22 protein-coding genes are annotated in these 14,803 nt (G+C 36.5%); 17 read left to right on the top strand and 5 right to left on the bottom strand.

What is annotated here, in order from left to right:
• Window positions 1-100 precede the first annotated feature (100 nt).
• Both mntR and F0362_RS20730 read left to right on the top strand, forming a co-directional pair.
• Window positions 101-529 carry a transcriptional regulator MntR gene (gene mntR, locus F0362_RS20735; protein WP_001143071.1) on the top strand — a complete coding sequence of 143 codons (429 nt, stop codon included), beginning with the start codon at window positions 101-103 and terminating at the stop codon, window positions 527-529.
• A 53-nt stretch (window positions 530-582) separates the two neighbouring features.
• Complete coding sequence (locus F0362_RS20730; protein ID WP_000643926.1) at window positions 583-1,245, top strand: HAD family hydrolase; 663 nt, start codon at window positions 583-585, stop codon at window positions 1,243-1,245.
• Here F0362_RS20730 and F0362_RS20725 read toward each other — a convergent pair.
• Window positions 1,242-1,643: an SA1362 family protein gene (locus F0362_RS20725; RefSeq protein ID WP_001014465.1), complete on the bottom strand. Its 402-nt coding sequence runs from the start codon at window positions 1,641-1,643 to the stop codon at window positions 1,242-1,244. The two genes, F0362_RS20730 and F0362_RS20725, sit on opposite strands and share 4 nt — an antisense overlap.
• A gap of 79 nt (window positions 1,644-1,722) precedes the next feature.
• Window positions 1,723-2,643 (bottom strand): DUF1385 domain-containing protein, encoded by a 921-nt coding sequence (locus F0362_RS20720; RefSeq protein WP_000797102.1) that lies wholly within the window; start codon window positions 2,641-2,643, stop codon window positions 1,723-1,725.
• Between the two features lie 244 nt (window positions 2,644-2,887).
• Here F0362_RS20720 and F0362_RS20715 point away from each other — a divergent pair, with 244 nt between their 5' ends.
• The 4 genes from F0362_RS20715 to efp are packed head-to-tail and all read left to right on the top strand — an operon-like array spanning window position 2,888 to window position 5,514.
• Window positions 2,888-3,376 carry a YqhR family membrane protein gene (locus tag F0362_RS20715; RefSeq protein WP_000076902.1) on the top strand — a complete coding sequence of 163 codons (489 nt, stop codon included), beginning with the start codon at window positions 2,888-2,890 and terminating at the stop codon, window positions 3,374-3,376.
• Window positions 3,377-3,428: 52 nt separating this feature from the next.
• The gene (gene aroQ, locus F0362_RS20710; protein ID WP_000735144.1) at window positions 3,429-3,869 is read left to right on the top strand and encodes a type II 3-dehydroquinate dehydratase; all 441 of its coding nucleotides are present in this window, start codon (window positions 3,429-3,431) and stop codon (window positions 3,867-3,869) included.
• 4 nt (window positions 3,870-3,873) lie between these two features.
• On the top strand, window positions 3,874-4,935 hold the full coding sequence (gene pepQ, locus F0362_RS20705; protein WP_000411034.1) for a Xaa-Pro dipeptidase: 1,062 nt from the start codon (window positions 3,874-3,876) through the stop codon (window positions 4,933-4,935).
• A 21-nt stretch (window positions 4,936-4,956) separates the two neighbouring features.
• Window positions 4,957-5,514 (top strand): elongation factor P, encoded by a 558-nt coding sequence (gene efp / locus F0362_RS20700; protein WP_000626519.1) that lies wholly within the window; start codon window positions 4,957-4,959, stop codon window positions 5,512-5,514.
• A 34-nt stretch (window positions 5,515-5,548) separates the two neighbouring features.
• Here the strand turns inward: efp and F0362_RS20695 are convergent, their stop codons facing one another.
• Window positions 5,549-5,869, bottom strand: coding sequence for a hypothetical protein (locus F0362_RS20695; RefSeq protein WP_000866179.1), 321 nt, complete (start codon window positions 5,867-5,869; stop codon window positions 5,549-5,551).
• Entirely contained in the window at window positions 5,850-6,428 is a 579-nt protein-coding gene (locus F0362_RS20690; RefSeq protein ID WP_149889943.1) for a GNAT family N-acetyltransferase, read from the bottom strand. The genes F0362_RS20695 and F0362_RS20690 overlap by 20 nt, the downstream gene beginning before the upstream one ends.
• Window positions 6,429-6,619: 191 nt before the next feature.
• Here F0362_RS20690 and F0362_RS20685 point away from each other — a divergent pair, with 191 nt between their 5' ends.
• The 9 genes from F0362_RS20685 to F0362_RS20645 are packed head-to-tail and all read left to right on the top strand — an operon-like array spanning window position 6,620 to window position 12,144.
• A complete protein-coding gene (locus F0362_RS20685) occupies window positions 6,620-6,901 on the top strand; it encodes a YqhV family protein (RefSeq protein ID WP_000816054.1) in 282 nt (93 codons plus the stop codon).
• A 27-nt stretch (window positions 6,902-6,928) separates the two neighbouring features.
• Complete coding sequence (spoIIIAA, locus tag F0362_RS20680) at window positions 6,929-7,855, top strand: stage III sporulation protein AA (protein ID WP_000665879.1); 927 nt, start codon at window positions 6,929-6,931, stop codon at window positions 7,853-7,855.
• The gene (spoIIIAB, locus tag F0362_RS20675) at window positions 7,849-8,364 is read left to right on the top strand and encodes a stage III sporulation protein SpoIIIAB (protein ID WP_015000953.1); all 516 of its coding nucleotides are present in this window, start codon (window positions 7,849-7,851) and stop codon (window positions 8,362-8,364) included. The genes spoIIIAA and spoIIIAB overlap by 7 nt, the downstream gene beginning before the upstream one ends.
• Before the next feature lie 14 nt (window positions 8,365-8,378).
• Window positions 8,379-8,582: a stage III sporulation protein AC gene (gene spoIIIAC, locus F0362_RS20670; RefSeq protein WP_000020914.1), complete on the top strand. Its 204-nt coding sequence runs from the start codon at window positions 8,379-8,381 to the stop codon at window positions 8,580-8,582.
• A gap of 23 nt (window positions 8,583-8,605) precedes the next feature.
• Complete coding sequence (gene spoIIIAD, locus F0362_RS20665) at window positions 8,606-8,989, top strand: stage III sporulation protein AD (RefSeq protein ID WP_077393170.1); 384 nt, start codon at window positions 8,606-8,608, stop codon at window positions 8,987-8,989.
• A gap of 10 nt (window positions 8,990-8,999) precedes the next feature.
• Entirely contained in the window at window positions 9,000-10,172 is a 1,173-nt protein-coding gene (spoIIIAE, locus tag F0362_RS20660) for a stage III sporulation protein AE (protein WP_000944633.1), read from the top strand.
• A gap of 12 nt (window positions 10,173-10,184) precedes the next feature.
• Window positions 10,185-10,817: a stage III sporulation protein AF gene (spoIIIAF, locus tag F0362_RS20655; RefSeq protein ID WP_001161043.1), complete on the top strand. Its 633-nt coding sequence runs from the start codon at window positions 10,185-10,187 to the stop codon at window positions 10,815-10,817.
• On the top strand, window positions 10,807-11,469 hold the full coding sequence (gene spoIIIAG, locus F0362_RS20650) for a stage III sporulation protein AG (RefSeq protein WP_000368888.1): 663 nt from the start codon (window positions 10,807-10,809) through the stop codon (window positions 11,467-11,469). The genes spoIIIAF and spoIIIAG overlap by 11 nt, the downstream gene beginning before the upstream one ends.
• A 15-nt stretch (window positions 11,470-11,484) precedes the next feature.
• The gene (locus F0362_RS20645) at window positions 11,485-12,144 is read left to right on the top strand and encodes a SpoIIIAH-like family protein (RefSeq protein WP_000914719.1); all 660 of its coding nucleotides are present in this window, start codon (window positions 11,485-11,487) and stop codon (window positions 12,142-12,144) included.
• Between the two features lie 125 nt (window positions 12,145-12,269).
• On the opposite strand, the gene F0362_RS20640 is transcribed toward F0362_RS20645, so the two are convergent.
• A complete protein-coding gene (locus F0362_RS20640; RefSeq protein ID WP_000638008.1) occupies window positions 12,270-12,464 on the bottom strand; it encodes a hypothetical protein in 195 nt (64 codons plus the stop codon).
• Window positions 12,465-12,934: 470 nt separating this feature from the next.
• Between F0362_RS20640 and accB the strand changes: the two genes are divergently transcribed.
• On the top strand, window positions 12,935-13,423 hold the full coding sequence (accB, locus tag F0362_RS20635; RefSeq protein ID WP_000472854.1) for an acetyl-CoA carboxylase biotin carboxyl carrier protein: 489 nt from the start codon (window positions 12,935-12,937) through the stop codon (window positions 13,421-13,423).
• A gap of 16 nt (window positions 13,424-13,439) precedes the next feature.
• Window positions 13,440-14,792: an acetyl-CoA carboxylase biotin carboxylase subunit gene (gene accC / locus F0362_RS20630; RefSeq protein ID WP_149889942.1), complete on the top strand. Its 1,353-nt coding sequence runs from the start codon at window positions 13,440-13,442 to the stop codon at window positions 14,790-14,792.
• Window positions 14,793-14,803 lie beyond the last annotated feature (11 nt).

Raw genomic sequence — 14,803 nt, 5'->3', positions numbered from 1 at the left:
TTAGGCTCGTTTCTACCTTGTCACGTTATTCTTTCTGGTGTATCATTTTATTGATTGCTTCGTTCGGAATAAGCAAAATGAAATTGGATGGAGGAAACCGATGCCTACCCCTAGTATGGAAGATTATATTGAACAAATTTATTTGTTGATTGATGAAAAGGGTTATGCCCGCGTATCTGATATTGCTGAAGCGCTTAGTGTACATCCATCCTCTGTAACAAAAATGGTGCAAAAATTAGACAAAGATGAATATCTAATTTATGAAAAATATAGAGGGCTTGTATTAACATCAAAAGGTAAAAAAATCGGAGAACGTCTCGTATATCGTCATGACTTGCTAGAGCAGTTTATGCGTATTATTGGTTTGGATGAAAGCAAGATTTACAATGATGTTGAAGGGATTGAACATCATTTAAGTTGGGAAGCAATTGACCGTATCGGTGATTTAGTACAATATTTTGAACAAGATGAGGTTCGAGTAGAAACACTTCGTGGTGTTCAAAAAGCAAATGAAGAGAAAAGTAATTAAGGGGAACGGATGGCGTTTCCTTTTTTATTTCAATCGAAAAGGACGGGAGAATTATGAAAGCAATTATTTTTGATTTTGATGGATTAATTGTGGACACAGAAACAATATGGTTTCACTCTTTCAGAGATGCTGTTCGTGAGTACGGCGGAGAGTTACCTTTAGAGGAATTTGCGAAATGTATTGGAACGACAGATAATGTACTTTATGCATATTTAAAGGAACAATTAAAAGAAAAGTTTAATGAGCGTGCACTAAAAGAAAAGGTGACGACTTTACATAAAGAGAAAATGAAAATACCAGAAGCGCGTGATGGGGTAAAAGAATATTTAGAAGAAGCGAAAGAAATGGGATTGAAAATCGCATTAGCTTCTAGTTCATCTAGAGAATGGGTTGTTCGTTTTTTAGAAGATCTACAGATTCGAGATTATTTTGAAGTAATTAAAACGAGAGAAGATGTTGAGAAGGTAAAACCAGATCCAGCACTTTATCGAATTGCAATAGAGGAATTAGGAATTGAACCATCAGAAGCTGTTGTATTTGAAGACTCATTAAATGGATTGAAAGCAGCGGTTGCGGCAGGATTAAAATGCGTCGTTGTTCCAAATGATGTGACAAGAAATTTACCATTTGAAAATCATCACCTTCGAATTGAAAGTATGATAGATAAAACTTTGAAAGAAGTGCTTGAAAGTATAAAGAAAGACCGTATTTCCTAAAAGGAAGCACGGTCTTTCTTTTTGTTCTTTTTACCTTCAATGACAGTTAAATGAGATTGTTTTCTTTTTCGTTTCAACGATGGAGAATTACCCTTTTTGCCCTTGTCATCAGAAGTATTTCGTTTCAAGAATGAATTGCTTAGGGGTGCTACATTTTGTTTCCCATGTTTGCGGTTCGATTGTTTTGCAGCGCGCTTATATGAGCTTTGCGAATTTGCAGAACCACTGGAATTAGTAAACATCTTGTATAGCAAGTAAAAGATACCGACAACAAGTAACATATACCCGATATTTCTTAATACACCCATTGGATTTGTAATTACAGATGAAACAAGGCCGAATATTGCTAATCCGATTATAAGCACAAATATAGCGAAAGTAAACGAACGACCGTTCATAAGGAACACCTCCTAAAAACATATATTAAAATTAGTATATTAACGATGAGGAGAGGAGTTGAACACCATTTTTAAATAATTATTGTTTGTTTTCTAAACGTAATAATTCTTCAAACGATGCAATAGCTACTTCCACTTGATCATCTGTTGGTTCTTTCGTTGTTAATAGTTGCAGCCATAATCCGGGATATCCAAGTATGCGTAATACAGGAATGTCTCGCAATCGATTCGTAAATTGTAGTACTTCAAACGAAATGCCGAGAACGACTGGAATTAATAAAATTCGGTTTATTACTCGTGCCCAAAGTGGATCTGTAGGAACGAGGAAATAAACAAACATTCCAATAATGACTGTAAATATAATAAAGCTACTACCACATCTATAATGGAGGCGGGTTTGCTTTTGGACGTTTTCTACAGTCATAGGAAGATTATTCTCATAAGCATTAATTACTTTATGCTCTGCACCGTGATACTGAAATACCCGTTTAATAAGTGGGGTTAAAGAAATAAAGTATATATAGCTCAATAGTAGCATGAGCTTAATGACACTTTCGACAATGATTTGCCCTGTATGAGATGGGAAAATCGGTCTCGTTAATTCAGCTAATAGTGCAGGAACTGCTGTGAAAATGACTTTACCGAATATGAAAGATAAAACGCCAACTGCTGCAACTCCTAATACCATCGTTAATTTTGATTGTTCTTCTTTTTTATTTGCAATTTGTTCATCATCTTCTGGGTGGACATCAAATCGTTCTGAAGCGAAGTTTAAATGCTTTGCTCCATTCGCACTTGCGTCCACAATGGCGGCAATACCTCGTAAAAATGGAATTTTTTTTAGGATAGATAATGCTTTATTACGAACGCGTGGTAATCGATAAAATTCAATCGATTTATCTTTACGACGAACCGCTGTAACAGTATATTCTCTACCGCCAAACATAACTCCTTCTATGACTGCTTGCCCGCCATATATTTGTTTTGACTCTTCTGCCATGTTAACACCAACCTGTATTTGTTTCTCTCTTATGTAGAAAAAGAGGCAATTGTCATACTGGGTTCTGTCGTTTTGAAATAAGACAATCACCGAGTTTCCTTTATTTTATCGACAAATACAAGTATATGACAAGAGAAAATGTTACGAGAGTCGGACATTTCTTATTCTTTTTATAGACAAATTTCGCAGTATTTAAACATGCTTCAAAATAGTTTCGGGCATACTATTGAGCGGAGGTGTTGATGTGAGTCAAGAACAATTAGGAACAAGGAATTATGTGCAAATCGGTTTGTTTGGTGGAATTTTTTGGGGAGGAATATGGTATTTCCTTCATATATTTTCATTCACGGAAGCGGGACCTAATTATTTACTGTTACCATTTGCGTTTGGGAGTTGGAAAGAAGGGATATGGGGCAATCTGTCAGGAATTGTTTGCATGGGACTTCTTTCAATCTTGATTTCCTTTTTGTATAAAGCGTTTTTGGCGAAATTTGAAGGAATCATTCCAGGGATTATTTATGGGCTATTTTGGTGGGCGTTACTGTTTTTCGGAATGGGTTTAATGGCACCTGTTATTAAAAGTGCGTTCAATTTGCCGAAAGAGACGATTGTGACGACAATATGTATTTTTATATTGTATGGTGTGTTTATTGCATACTCTGTTTCTTACGCAGTAAATAGTAATAAAGCGGAGCAAGAAGGAGAAGAGAAGACGAACTATTCAAATAAGTAACTCCTATGTTAAAATGTTGTATAGATATTTAATATTAAGGAGTTTTAAGAATATGAAAAAGTTACTCCTCGTAAACGGTCCTAACTTAAATCGCCTCGGTGTTCGTGAGGTAAATGTATATGGAAAGGGCACGTTAGCGACACTTGAAGCAGATATGAAGCAAGAAGCAAAAACAATGGGAGTGGAGTTAGAATGTTTCCAATCGAATCATGAAGGTGCGATTATCGATCGTCTTCATGAGGCTGAAGATATATATGAAGGGATCATTTTAAATCCTGGAGCATTTACGCATTATAGCTATGCAATTCGAGATGCAATTGCGAGCATTTCGATTCCTGTTATTGAAGTACATATCTCTAACATTCACCAGCGTGAATCGTTCCGTCACGAATCTGTGACGGCGGCTGTTTGTGCAGGACAAATTGTTGGATTTGGTTTTTATGGCTATAAGTTAGCGTTATTTGCATTAATGGAGAAATTAAGGGAGGCATAAAGTCATGGAGAAAATCGAAAGATTAAGAAGCGCATTTGCTGAGGCTGGTATCGACGGTATTTTATTAACAAATGAACATAGTCGTAGATACATGGCTAACTTCACTGGAACAGCTGGGGTTGTACTTATTTCAAAAGAGCGTGCTCAATTTATTACGGATTTTCGTTATGTAGAGCAGGCTAGTAAACAAGCTGTTGGATATGAAATCGTGCAGCATGCAGGATTAATTATTGATGAAGTTGCAAAGCAAGTGAAAGAACTTGGAATTCAAAAGCTTGGCTTTGAGCAGGATACTCTTACATATAGCTCTTACGTAACGCATAATGAGGCGATCGAAGCTGAATTTATCCCGACTTCTGGGCTTGTAGAAAAGTTACGCTTGATAAAGACTGATTCAGAGATTAAGATATTAAAGGAAGCTGCACAGATTGCAGATGCTGCCTTTGAGCATATTCTATCATTCATTCGCCCGGGAGTATCTGAAATTGAAGTGTCAAATGAACTTGAATTTTTCATGAGAAAACAAGGAGCAACATCTTCTTCGTTTGATATTATCGTTGCTTCAGGTCTTCGTTCGGCATTACCGCACGGCGTGGCATCTGAAAAAGTGATAGAAACAGGAGATTTCGTTACATTAGACTTCGGCGCTTATTACAAAGGGTATTGTTCTGATATTACTCGTACAATTGCAGTCGGTGAACCATCTGATAAATTAAAAGAAATTTATAATGTCGTTTTAGAAGCACAATTACGTGGTGTAAACGGTATTAAAGCTGGTTTAACAGGCCGCGAGGCAGATGCATTAACGCGTGATTACATAACGGAAAAAGGATATGGTGAATACTTTGGACACTCTACTGGTCATGGAATCGGCCTTGAAATCCATGAAGCGCCAGGTTTAGCGTTCCGTTCTGATACAGTACTTGAACCAGGTATGGCTGTAACAGTAGAACCAGGTATTTATATTCCAGGTATTGGCGGCGTACGTATTGAAGATGATATCATTGTAACGAGTGAAGGTAATGAAGTAATTACGAAATCACCAAAAGAACTTATTATTTTGTAATACACAGGAGGATTTTTTTACATGATTTCAGTAAACGATTTTCGTACAGGTTTAACAATTTCAGTGGACAATGCCCTTTGGCAAGTACTTGATTTCCAACACGTAAAGCCAGGTAAAGGTGCTGCATTCGTTCGTTCTAAACTACGTAACCTTCGCACAGGTTCTGTTCAAGAGAAAACATTCCGTGCAGGTGAAAAAGTAGAAAAAGCACACATCGAAAACCGTCGTATGCAATACTTATACGCGAGCGGTGAGGCTCATGTATTTATGGATAACGGAACTTATGAGCAAATCGAACTTGGTGAAAACCAAATCGAGCGCGAATTAAAATTCCTAAAAGAAAACATGGAAGTATCTATTATGACATACCAAGGTGAAGTACTTGGTGTTGAACTTCCGAACACAGTTGAATTAAAAGTTACAGAAACAGAGCCTGGTATTAAAGGTGACACAGCTTCTAACGTAACAAAACCAGCTACATTAGAAACTGGTCTTGTTGTACAAGTACCAATCTTCATTAACGAAGGCGAAATGCTTATCATCAACACTGGTGAAGGTAAATACGTTTCTCGTGCATAGTAAAAAAGCACTCGTGATTATCACGAGTGCTTTTTTATAGAAAATAGGGCATATAGTAAATTGCGGTGACAACAAAACTAACTAAAACAAGTGAAAGAGTACCCGCTATATATGGTGTGAAAATGAATTGAAATGGTTTTATTTCACCAGTCTCAACACCAGTTAATGTTTTACTTATTGCGTGATCTGTAATGTTATTTCTATGGTTACTCATAATAATTAACCACATAATTGCAAATATTGCTAGACTGCCAAGGAAAAAGGTCTCTATAAATGACCAACCGACCAATAATGAAAAAAGATAAATAAGAGCTAATTCTACTACAATTGTTAAACTAATTTTCAAAACCTTCATATTTTTCCCCCTCATTTTGTACGTCCAGCCAATTTAAAAATTTCTTACGCGATACGACATGCAGTACGCAAGGTGATTTTACTTCTTTCTCCAGTGCAGCATGTTCGCCTGGAAACTTGTTTTTCACATGCAATGAAATGTAAGGTAGTTTTTCTTGTGCTTTTAACGAGCGAATGTTAGTCGTTTTAGCACCAGTGAATACGTATGTAAGTTGTAAGTCTAAAAAAGCGATTTTAAAGATTTCTTTTTTAGCTGCCTCATTATACCCTTTACCCCAATATGGATAGCCAAGCCAACTACCAATGTGAGATTGTTTCTTCCCATAATTAATATGTTTAAGTGTGGTGAGGCCAAGTATTTCATTCTCTTCATTTACAATCATTCTCGATAAAGACTTCTTTTGGCGCTCTTCTTCTATTGCAAAAAGAAGAAATGCTTTCGTGTCTTCGACTTTTTCTACCTGTATTCCTAATGCATTTTTTACGTGTGGTTCACTTGATAGCTCAAAAAGCACATTTGCATAGCGTAAATCAAGTGGTAATAAAGTAACGTGCTGCATCGTCTATACCCCTTTTAAATTAAATATACCATAATATACCATTAAAAAACACGAATATTCAGATTTAAATAAAGGTGTTAGAGAAAAATTATGTTTTTACTTCTGAAATAGACAACCTCTGCATATGGTTGTACAAATATATTCTTTTTTGGAATGTAGAATTCGTAACCGTTACGGGAGAAGGTGGGAGAATGAAACAGTGGCTAGCGGCAATGGAAACATCCGTGCTCGTAATGGGGTTACTTCGGTTGTTTTCGGGTAGCGCGGAAATATTCGCCGCTTTGCTTATGCTTTACGTGAATGATGCGAAGAAAGCATTGTTTATAAATGGTATGTTGGCGTTTGTTGGACCGACCGTATTAATTTTAACAATGACAATAGGCATAGCGAGTGTAGCGAGCGAAATTTCTTTCTTGAAACTCTTTTTTCTGGCACTTGGAATTGGCTGCATTTTTATCGCATTGTTGAAATAGTAAGTCGAGTATAGTGGGGAGAAGCCTATGAAAGAAGTATTAGAGGTTTTACCAAAAATGATGAAACAGTTAGTTGAAAGTTGTAAGCAATACAATACTTTAGAGGAAATTCGTGTTCGAATTGGAAGACCGCTAGAGTGTATTGCGCATGGAGAGGTGTTTTTTTATGACTATATCGCTACAGCAGAAGATGCAAGTTACTTATTGAATAAGTTAAGTCAATTCTCAATTTATACGATGGAAGAGGAATTGAAACGTGGGTATGTGACACTTCGAGGAGGACATAGAATTGGCCTAGCGGGAAAAGTCATTACAGAGAAAAGTACAGTGAAAATGATTCGTGATGTCTCTTCATTTAATATTCGTATTGCTCGTCAAAAAATAGGAATAGCTGAGCCGCTTTTGCCGTATTTGTATGAATCAAGATGGTTAAACACGATGGTAATTGGCCCGCCGCAAACGGGGAAAACGACACTTTTAAGAGATGTAGCACGTTGCATGAGTCAAGGGGTTGGTACGTCGAAAATTCCTTCTTGCAAAGTGGGGATTGTTGATGAGCGGTCAGAAATTGCTGGATGTGTGAAAGGAATCCCTCAGTATGAATTTGGTACACGAGTAGATGTGTTAGACGCATGTCCAAAGGCTGAAGGAATGATGATGATGATTCGTTCTATGAGTCCAGATGTTTTGATCGTAGATGAGATTGGACGTAAAGAAGATAGTGAAGCAATTATGGAGGCGGTGCATGCAGGGGTCCAGCTTTTTATAAGTGCACACGGGTTTTCTTATGATGATGTTGTGAAACGTCCATCGCTACAGGCAGTGCTGGAGCTTGGCATATTTGATAGGTTTGTGGAGTTATCAAAAGCAAGAGGCCCAGGAACAGTTATGCAAGTGAAAGATAGATATGGAAAACCAGTACTACCGAATCGAAAGGCTGGGGGCGTATGGTGAAAATAATTGGTGCAGTGTTAATCGTTGCGGTCAGCACTTTTTTCGGGTTTTCATACGCAAAAAGATATAGTGAGAGGCCGCGGCAACTTAGACTATTAAAATCGGCACTCCAATCATTAGAGGCAGAAATTATGTATGGGCACACACCTTTATCTGAAGCCGCCGAACGATTAGTTAAACAAATGCCCAAGCCATTAAATTGGATATTTCAAAGTTTCGCCAAAAAACTAGAAAACGGGGAACAAACAGTAAGGGAAGCTTGGATAGAAAGTTTGAAAGAGAATTGGAAGTTAACAGCATTTCAACAAACCGAGTATGAAATCTTGCAGCAATTTGGTGAAACACTTGGACAACATGATCGTGAATCACAACAAAAACATATTCGATTATGTATTACACATTTAGAGAGAGAGGAAGAAGAAGCGAAAGCGTTACAACTGCAATATGAAAAAATGATTAAGAGCTTAGGGGTACTAGCGGGGCTACTTATCGTAATTTTACTGCTATAGGAGGGAGAAAGGCGATGTCCATTGATGTTGGATTAATATTTCAAATCGCCGGAATCGGCATTGTTTTAGCTTTCATTCATACCGTATTAAAAGAATTAAAACGAGAGGATATTGCAAATTGGGTTATCCTTGTCGGTTTTGTCGTCATTCTATTCCATGTTGCATTTTTAATTAATACGTTGTTCGACAAGATTAAAAGTGTCTTTCTCTTCCAGTAAAGGAGGCGGTTCGAATCGAAATTATACAAATTGTCGGATTAGGCCTCGTTGCTACGTTTTTAGCAGCTGTTTTGAATCAGCATAAATCTAGCATTACATCGTTATTTATTGTTTTTGTAGGTAGCGTAATGTTTCTTATTTTAATCGATCAAATTCACTCTATTTTACAAATGATTGAGAGAGTAGCGAGTGAAGCGAAAGTTAGCAACGTCTATGTAGAAACGTTACTGAAAATTATTGGGATTGCTTATATCGCTGAGTTTGGAGCGCAAATTACAAAAGATGCTGGGCAAGGTGCAATCGCTTCGAAAATTGAACTAGCTGGTAAAATCTTAATTCTCGTTATGGCAATTCCTATTTTGACAGTCGTAATTGAAACTATTCTCGGATTTTTACCGACGGGATAAGGGGGAGTGAATGTTGAGGAAGTTTGGAGCTAAGCTGCTATTTGCTTGCTTCCTTTTCTTTTCTTTACCGGTTGTTGTACAAGCTTCTCCTGTAGAAACAAACGTCGTTGATCAACAATTGGATAAGCTCGGAATTGAAGATGTGAAGCAATTTTGGGACGGGCTTGTTACAAAATATGGAGGTTATTTACCAGAGAGTCAAAAAGGAAGCTTTATGGAGTTTGTAAAGGGAGAAAAAGAATTCTCTATAAAAGAATGGATGCTAGGTTTATTAAAATATTTGTTTCACGAGCTTGCTGCAAATGGAAAGCTACTTGGAACACTCATTATGCTCACAATTTTTAGTGCATTGTTGCAATCACTGCAATCTGCCTTTTCAAAGAGTAGTGTAAGTAAAATTGCCGATGCAGTTGTATATATGGTGCTTATTATTTTTGCTTTAAATAGTTTTTATGTGGTTATGACATATGCAAGAGAAACGATACAAACAATGGTAGATTTCATATTAGCGCTATTACCAATCTTGCTTGCACTCATAGCAACTGGAGGCGGTGTTGTATCTGTATCGTTTTTTCATCCGATTATCATTTTCTTAATGAATACGAGTGGGCTTCTTATGAATTACATCGTTCTACCACTTTTATTACTTGCAACGATATTAAGTATTGTAAGTACGATGAGTGATCAATATAAAGTTACGAAATTGTCCAAGCTTCTGCAAAACGTTAGCGTTGGGATTATCGGGATCTTTTTAACGATTTTTTTAGGAGTATTATCTGTACAAGGAACAGCGACAGCGGTTGCTGATGGGATAGCTGTGAAAACTGCTAAATTTGTAACAGGGAACTTTATTCCTGTAGTTGGAAGGATGTTTACAGAGGCAGCGGATACTGTTATTAGTGCGTCGGGGTTATTAAAAAATACAGTCGGAATTATAGGGCTCGTTATTTTATGTTTAATTGTCGCTTTTCCAGCGATTCAAATTTTTTGTATCGCGTTTATTTATAAATTCGCAGCAGCAGTATTGCAACCAGTTGGCGGAGGAGCAATTATTCAATGTTTAGATATCATTGGACGAAGCATCATTTACGTGTTTGCTTGCTTAGCTATCGTATCATTTATGTTCTTTTTAAGTATCACAATTATTATTGCTGCGGGGAACATTACGCTTATGATGCGATAGGAGGTGAAGAGTATGCAATTTGTTACAGAGTGGATTAGAAATATTATCGTTTTTTTACTCTTAGCGACAATGCTTCATCTTATTCTTCCAAACTCGAATTTGCAAAAATACGTTAAATTCGTCGTAAGTCTACTATTAGTTGTATTAATTTTAACACCTCTTTTTAAACTGTTGCAAACAGATGTAAATGAAGTAATCGCAAATTTTAATGAAGAAAAGTATGTAGCAGAGGGATCTGTAAAAAATTCAATAGATTCGAAGAAAAAAGAAATACAAGCTCTAACACGTGCATATAGTTTAGAAGAGATGGCTACCAAAATGAAAAAAGAAGTAGGAAAAGAGTTTGAGAAAAAGTATGGTATGACAGTCTCTGAAATACAAATAGTCGCAACGGAAAGGGTAGAAGAAGTAAAGTCAGCCAAAGATATTCAATCTGTTGTTGTGACGTTGAAAGAAAAAGAACGCAGTAAAAATGACGCAATTGAAACAGTAAAGCCAATTGAAATTAATACGAATGAACCTCCAAAAAAGGTAGAAGAAACGAATGTAGAAATGAAAGATTTCTTTTCAAGCAGGTGGCAACTAGAGAATAAACAAATCCAAGTTCAAACGGAAGGGAGGACAGGTAGAGTAAATGGACAATAAAGATAAAAATTCGAAGTTCTCATTTTTTCGAAACTTATTGAATGGGGATCAAAAAGAAAGCAACGAGAAGGGGAAAAAGGTAACACCTAAGTTTTTACTTGTCCTACTCATACTTGGAATTTTGCTTATGTTTTCTAGTAGTCTCTTTTCAAGTAAAAAAGAAGAAGTACCTGTATTTAAAGAACAAAAAACTCAAAACCAAGAAAAAGACGTACCAACTTTCGGACAAAAAAGTAATGATAGTATGTCAAATGTAGAAAAATATGAAAAAGCGTATGAACAAGAATTAAAAGCTGCTTTAGAAGAAATAGCAGGAGTAAAAGACGTAACGATTAAGGTGAATTTAGATTCATCTGAAGAAAAAATTTTAGAAAAAAATACAGTGAAACGCTCACAAACAACAGGTGAAACAGATAAAACAGGCGGTAAGAGGGAAGTAGAGGACGAGTCTCTTGATGAAAAGACTGTCATTATACGTGAAGGTGATAAAGAAACTCCCGTTGTTTTACGGACAGAGAAACCGAAAGTACGAGGTGTTCTCGTCGTAGCAAAAGGAGTGGATAATATACAAGTTAAAGCAATGGTAAAAGAAGCTGTGATAAGGCTGCTAGATGTACCAGCCCATCGTGTTTCAGTTTCACCGAAAAATTGATAGGGAGGAAATAAAGTGTTAAAAAAACAAACGGTTTGGCTATTAACAATGTTAAGTTTAGTTGTTGTACTATCTGTGTATTACGTAACAACTCCTGACAAAATGAATACAGCATCGCCGGCAACAGGTGAAAAGATTGGACAAGAAAAACAAGGTACTGACAAAGCAGTAACAAACGAAACGCCAAATAAAGAAACAACAAAAGAAACTCCAAGCAAGGAAACACCAAATAAAGAGACAACAAATAAAGAGACAGATAAAAAAGAAAATGCTAAAAAAGAAACAAGTAAAAAAGAGGGGAATGTATCAGTTCAATCGAGTGATGAGAATTTCACAGCTTTACGTATGCAAATGGAAGATAAGCGTAGTGCTGAAAGAGAAAAATTACAAAATGTAATAAAGTCTTCTAACGCTACTGCTGAAGAAAGAAGTAAGGCGAAAGATGGTATGGATGCAATCGCTACAATGGAAACAAAAGAAGGTTTACTTGAAACAGTTATTAAAGCTCAAGGAGGATATAAAGATGCCCTTGTAAGAGCTGATGGAACTGACATTAGAGTAACAGTGAAGGCAGCGAAACATTCACAAAAAGAAGCGAATAAAATTATACAGCTTGTAAGAAGTGAAGGCGGTTCTAAAGATGTAGGTGTGAAATTTGATCCATCAGCAAAATAAGTAGAATTTTAATCCGTGGGGGATTTCCCCCACGGATTATTAATTTTTACTAATCGCATTGTTTGTAAATAAGAACATAGAGTACTTCAAAATAATTAGATAAAAATAATAATAGAAAAAAGCTATCACTTTCGATAGCTTTTTTCTATTTCGTCTTTGTATGTGTTTTTACTATGTTCAACTCGGAATGGAGAAATACGTTGTGAATAAAAAATTAGCGGTTCATGGTGATGATGATTACTTTTTCCAGATTTGACGTGGATGAAGAGAACGAATGCCCAAACCATTACGGCAGGTAAGAAGAGCATGAGCCATATCATATGTCCACACCTCGATACAATATATTTTCTACACTTTGAACATACTATTCTTATATGAAGGAATGATGAACGGCGTGTAAACAAAAAAATAATATTTGGTAAAAATATGTTATGAACCATAGATGTGGTGAAGAGTGGAGCGGCAATTATATGTTTACTGTGTAGCATTTTGAAAAGGTAAGGAATGTTTTTTAGGAAGTGGTCTTGCCAATTTCGTGTGAAACTTGGTATTATTACTAGGTAATAAATTTTTTATTGGAATAATATTTTTACAGGAGTTTCGATTTATTATAAAGAAATATAAATTGGAATGTTTAAAAAATTTATCGTAAGATGGAAATAGTAAATATTTCTATTAGTAAATAAAATAAATTTTCTAATAGAATACATCGTATTTTTACAGTCAATCTAGTGTTAGTGATGAGAATCTGTAAAAACGGGACAAACAAGAGTATGGGAGTGGATTTTACATGTTTAAAATTCAAGAAGTTCGTGAATTAATTAAATTAATTGATAGCTCTAATATTGATGAATTTGAATACAAAAAAGACGGTACAACAATCAAAATGAAAAAGCGTGGTAATGAAGTTGTTGCGATGCAAGCACCTGTAGCGAAACAAGCTATGCAACCAGTAGCATCTGTTGAAGTTGAAACAGCAGTAGCGGCAGCGCAAGTAGAAGCACCAAAACAAGAAGAGAAGAAAGCTGTTCAAGATGAAAACCTACATAAGATTACCTCACCAATGGTAGGTACATTCTATTCTTCATCTTCACCTGATACACCTCCATATGTAAGTGTTGGAGACAGGGTATCGAAAGATTCTATCGTATGTATTGTCGAGGCTATGAAGTTATTTAACGAAATTGACGCTGATGTAGAGGGCGAAATTGTTGAGATTCTTGTTAATAACGGACAGCTTGTTGAGTATGGACAACCGCTATTTCTTGTGAAAGCGTAATAAGGGAGTCTTTGTGATGATAAAAAAAGTATTAATAGCCAATCGTGGGGAAATTGCTGTACGAATTATTCGTGCTTGTAAAGAAATGGATATTGAAACAGTTGCGATTTATTCAGAAGCAGATAAAGAGTCACTTCACGTACAAATTGCAGATGAGGCGTATTGTGTAGGACCAACAGTTTCAAAAGAAAGTTATTTAAATTTGACGAACATTATTAGCGTTGCGAAGTTAACGGGCTGCGATGCTATCCATCCGGGATACGGATTTTTAGCAGAGAATGCAGATTTCGCAGAGTTATGCCGTGAATGTAACTTAATTTTTATCGGTCCAAGTCCAGAAGCTATTTCAAAGATGGGCACAAAAGACGTTGCTCGTGATACAATGGAAAAAGCAGGGGTTCCGATTGTACCAGGTTCACAAGGGATTATAAAAAATACCGAGGAAGCGATCGAGCTTGCAAATCAAATTGGATATCCAGTTATTATTAAAGCGACTGCAGGTGGCGGCGGAAAAGGTATTCGTGTTGCACGTTATGAAGAAGAGCTTGTAAAAGGAATTCAAATTACACAGCAAGAAGCTAGTACCGCTTTTGGGAACCCTGGTGTATACTTAGAAAAGTACGTTGAAGATTTCCGCCATGTTGAGATTCAAATAATGGCAGATACACACGGAAATGCCATTCATTTAGGAGAGCGTGATTGTACAATTCAGCGCCGTTTGCAGAAACTATTAGAAGAAAGTCCATCACCTGCACTTGATGAAAATGTTCGCAAGCAGATGGGGGAAGCGGCAGTTAAAGCGGCGGTAGCGGTTGATTATACAGGTGCTGGTACGGTTGAGTTTATTTATGAATATAAAACGAAAAGCTTTTATTTCATGGAGATGAATACGAGAATTCAAGTTGAGCATCCGGTTACTGAAATGGTGACAGGAATGGACTTAATTAAAGAGCAAATTCTTGTTGCTTCTGGAGAAAAGTTATCGTTACAGCAAGAAGAAGTACAATTTAATGGTTGGGCAATTGAATGCCGAATTAATGCGGAAAACCCTGCCAAAAAATTTATGCCATCTCCAGGTAAAGTAGAAATGTACTTACCACCAGGCGGATTTGGTATTCGCGTCGATTCAGCTGTATATCCGGGATATTCAATCCCACCTTTCTATGATTCGATGGTTGCTAAATTAATTGTTCACGGAAAAACACGTGAAGAGGCAATTGCAAAAATGAAGCGTGCACTCAGTGAGTTTGTCATTGAAGGCGTACATACAACAATCCCGTTCCATTTGCAATTGTTAGATCATCCTGATTTTGTAAAAGGTGAGTTTAATACGAAGTTTTTGGAAGAGCATGAACTTGTGACGCAGTGATACATTAAAGG

Source organism: Bacillus sp. BS98, assembly GCF_008432245.1.
In the GTDB taxonomy this organism is placed as follows: domain Bacteria; phylum Bacillota; class Bacilli; order Bacillales; family Bacillaceae_G; genus Bacillus_A; species Bacillus_A toyonensis.
Note: the sequence above shows the minus strand (reverse complement) of the source record. Positions and strands in the feature narration are given on the sequence as shown.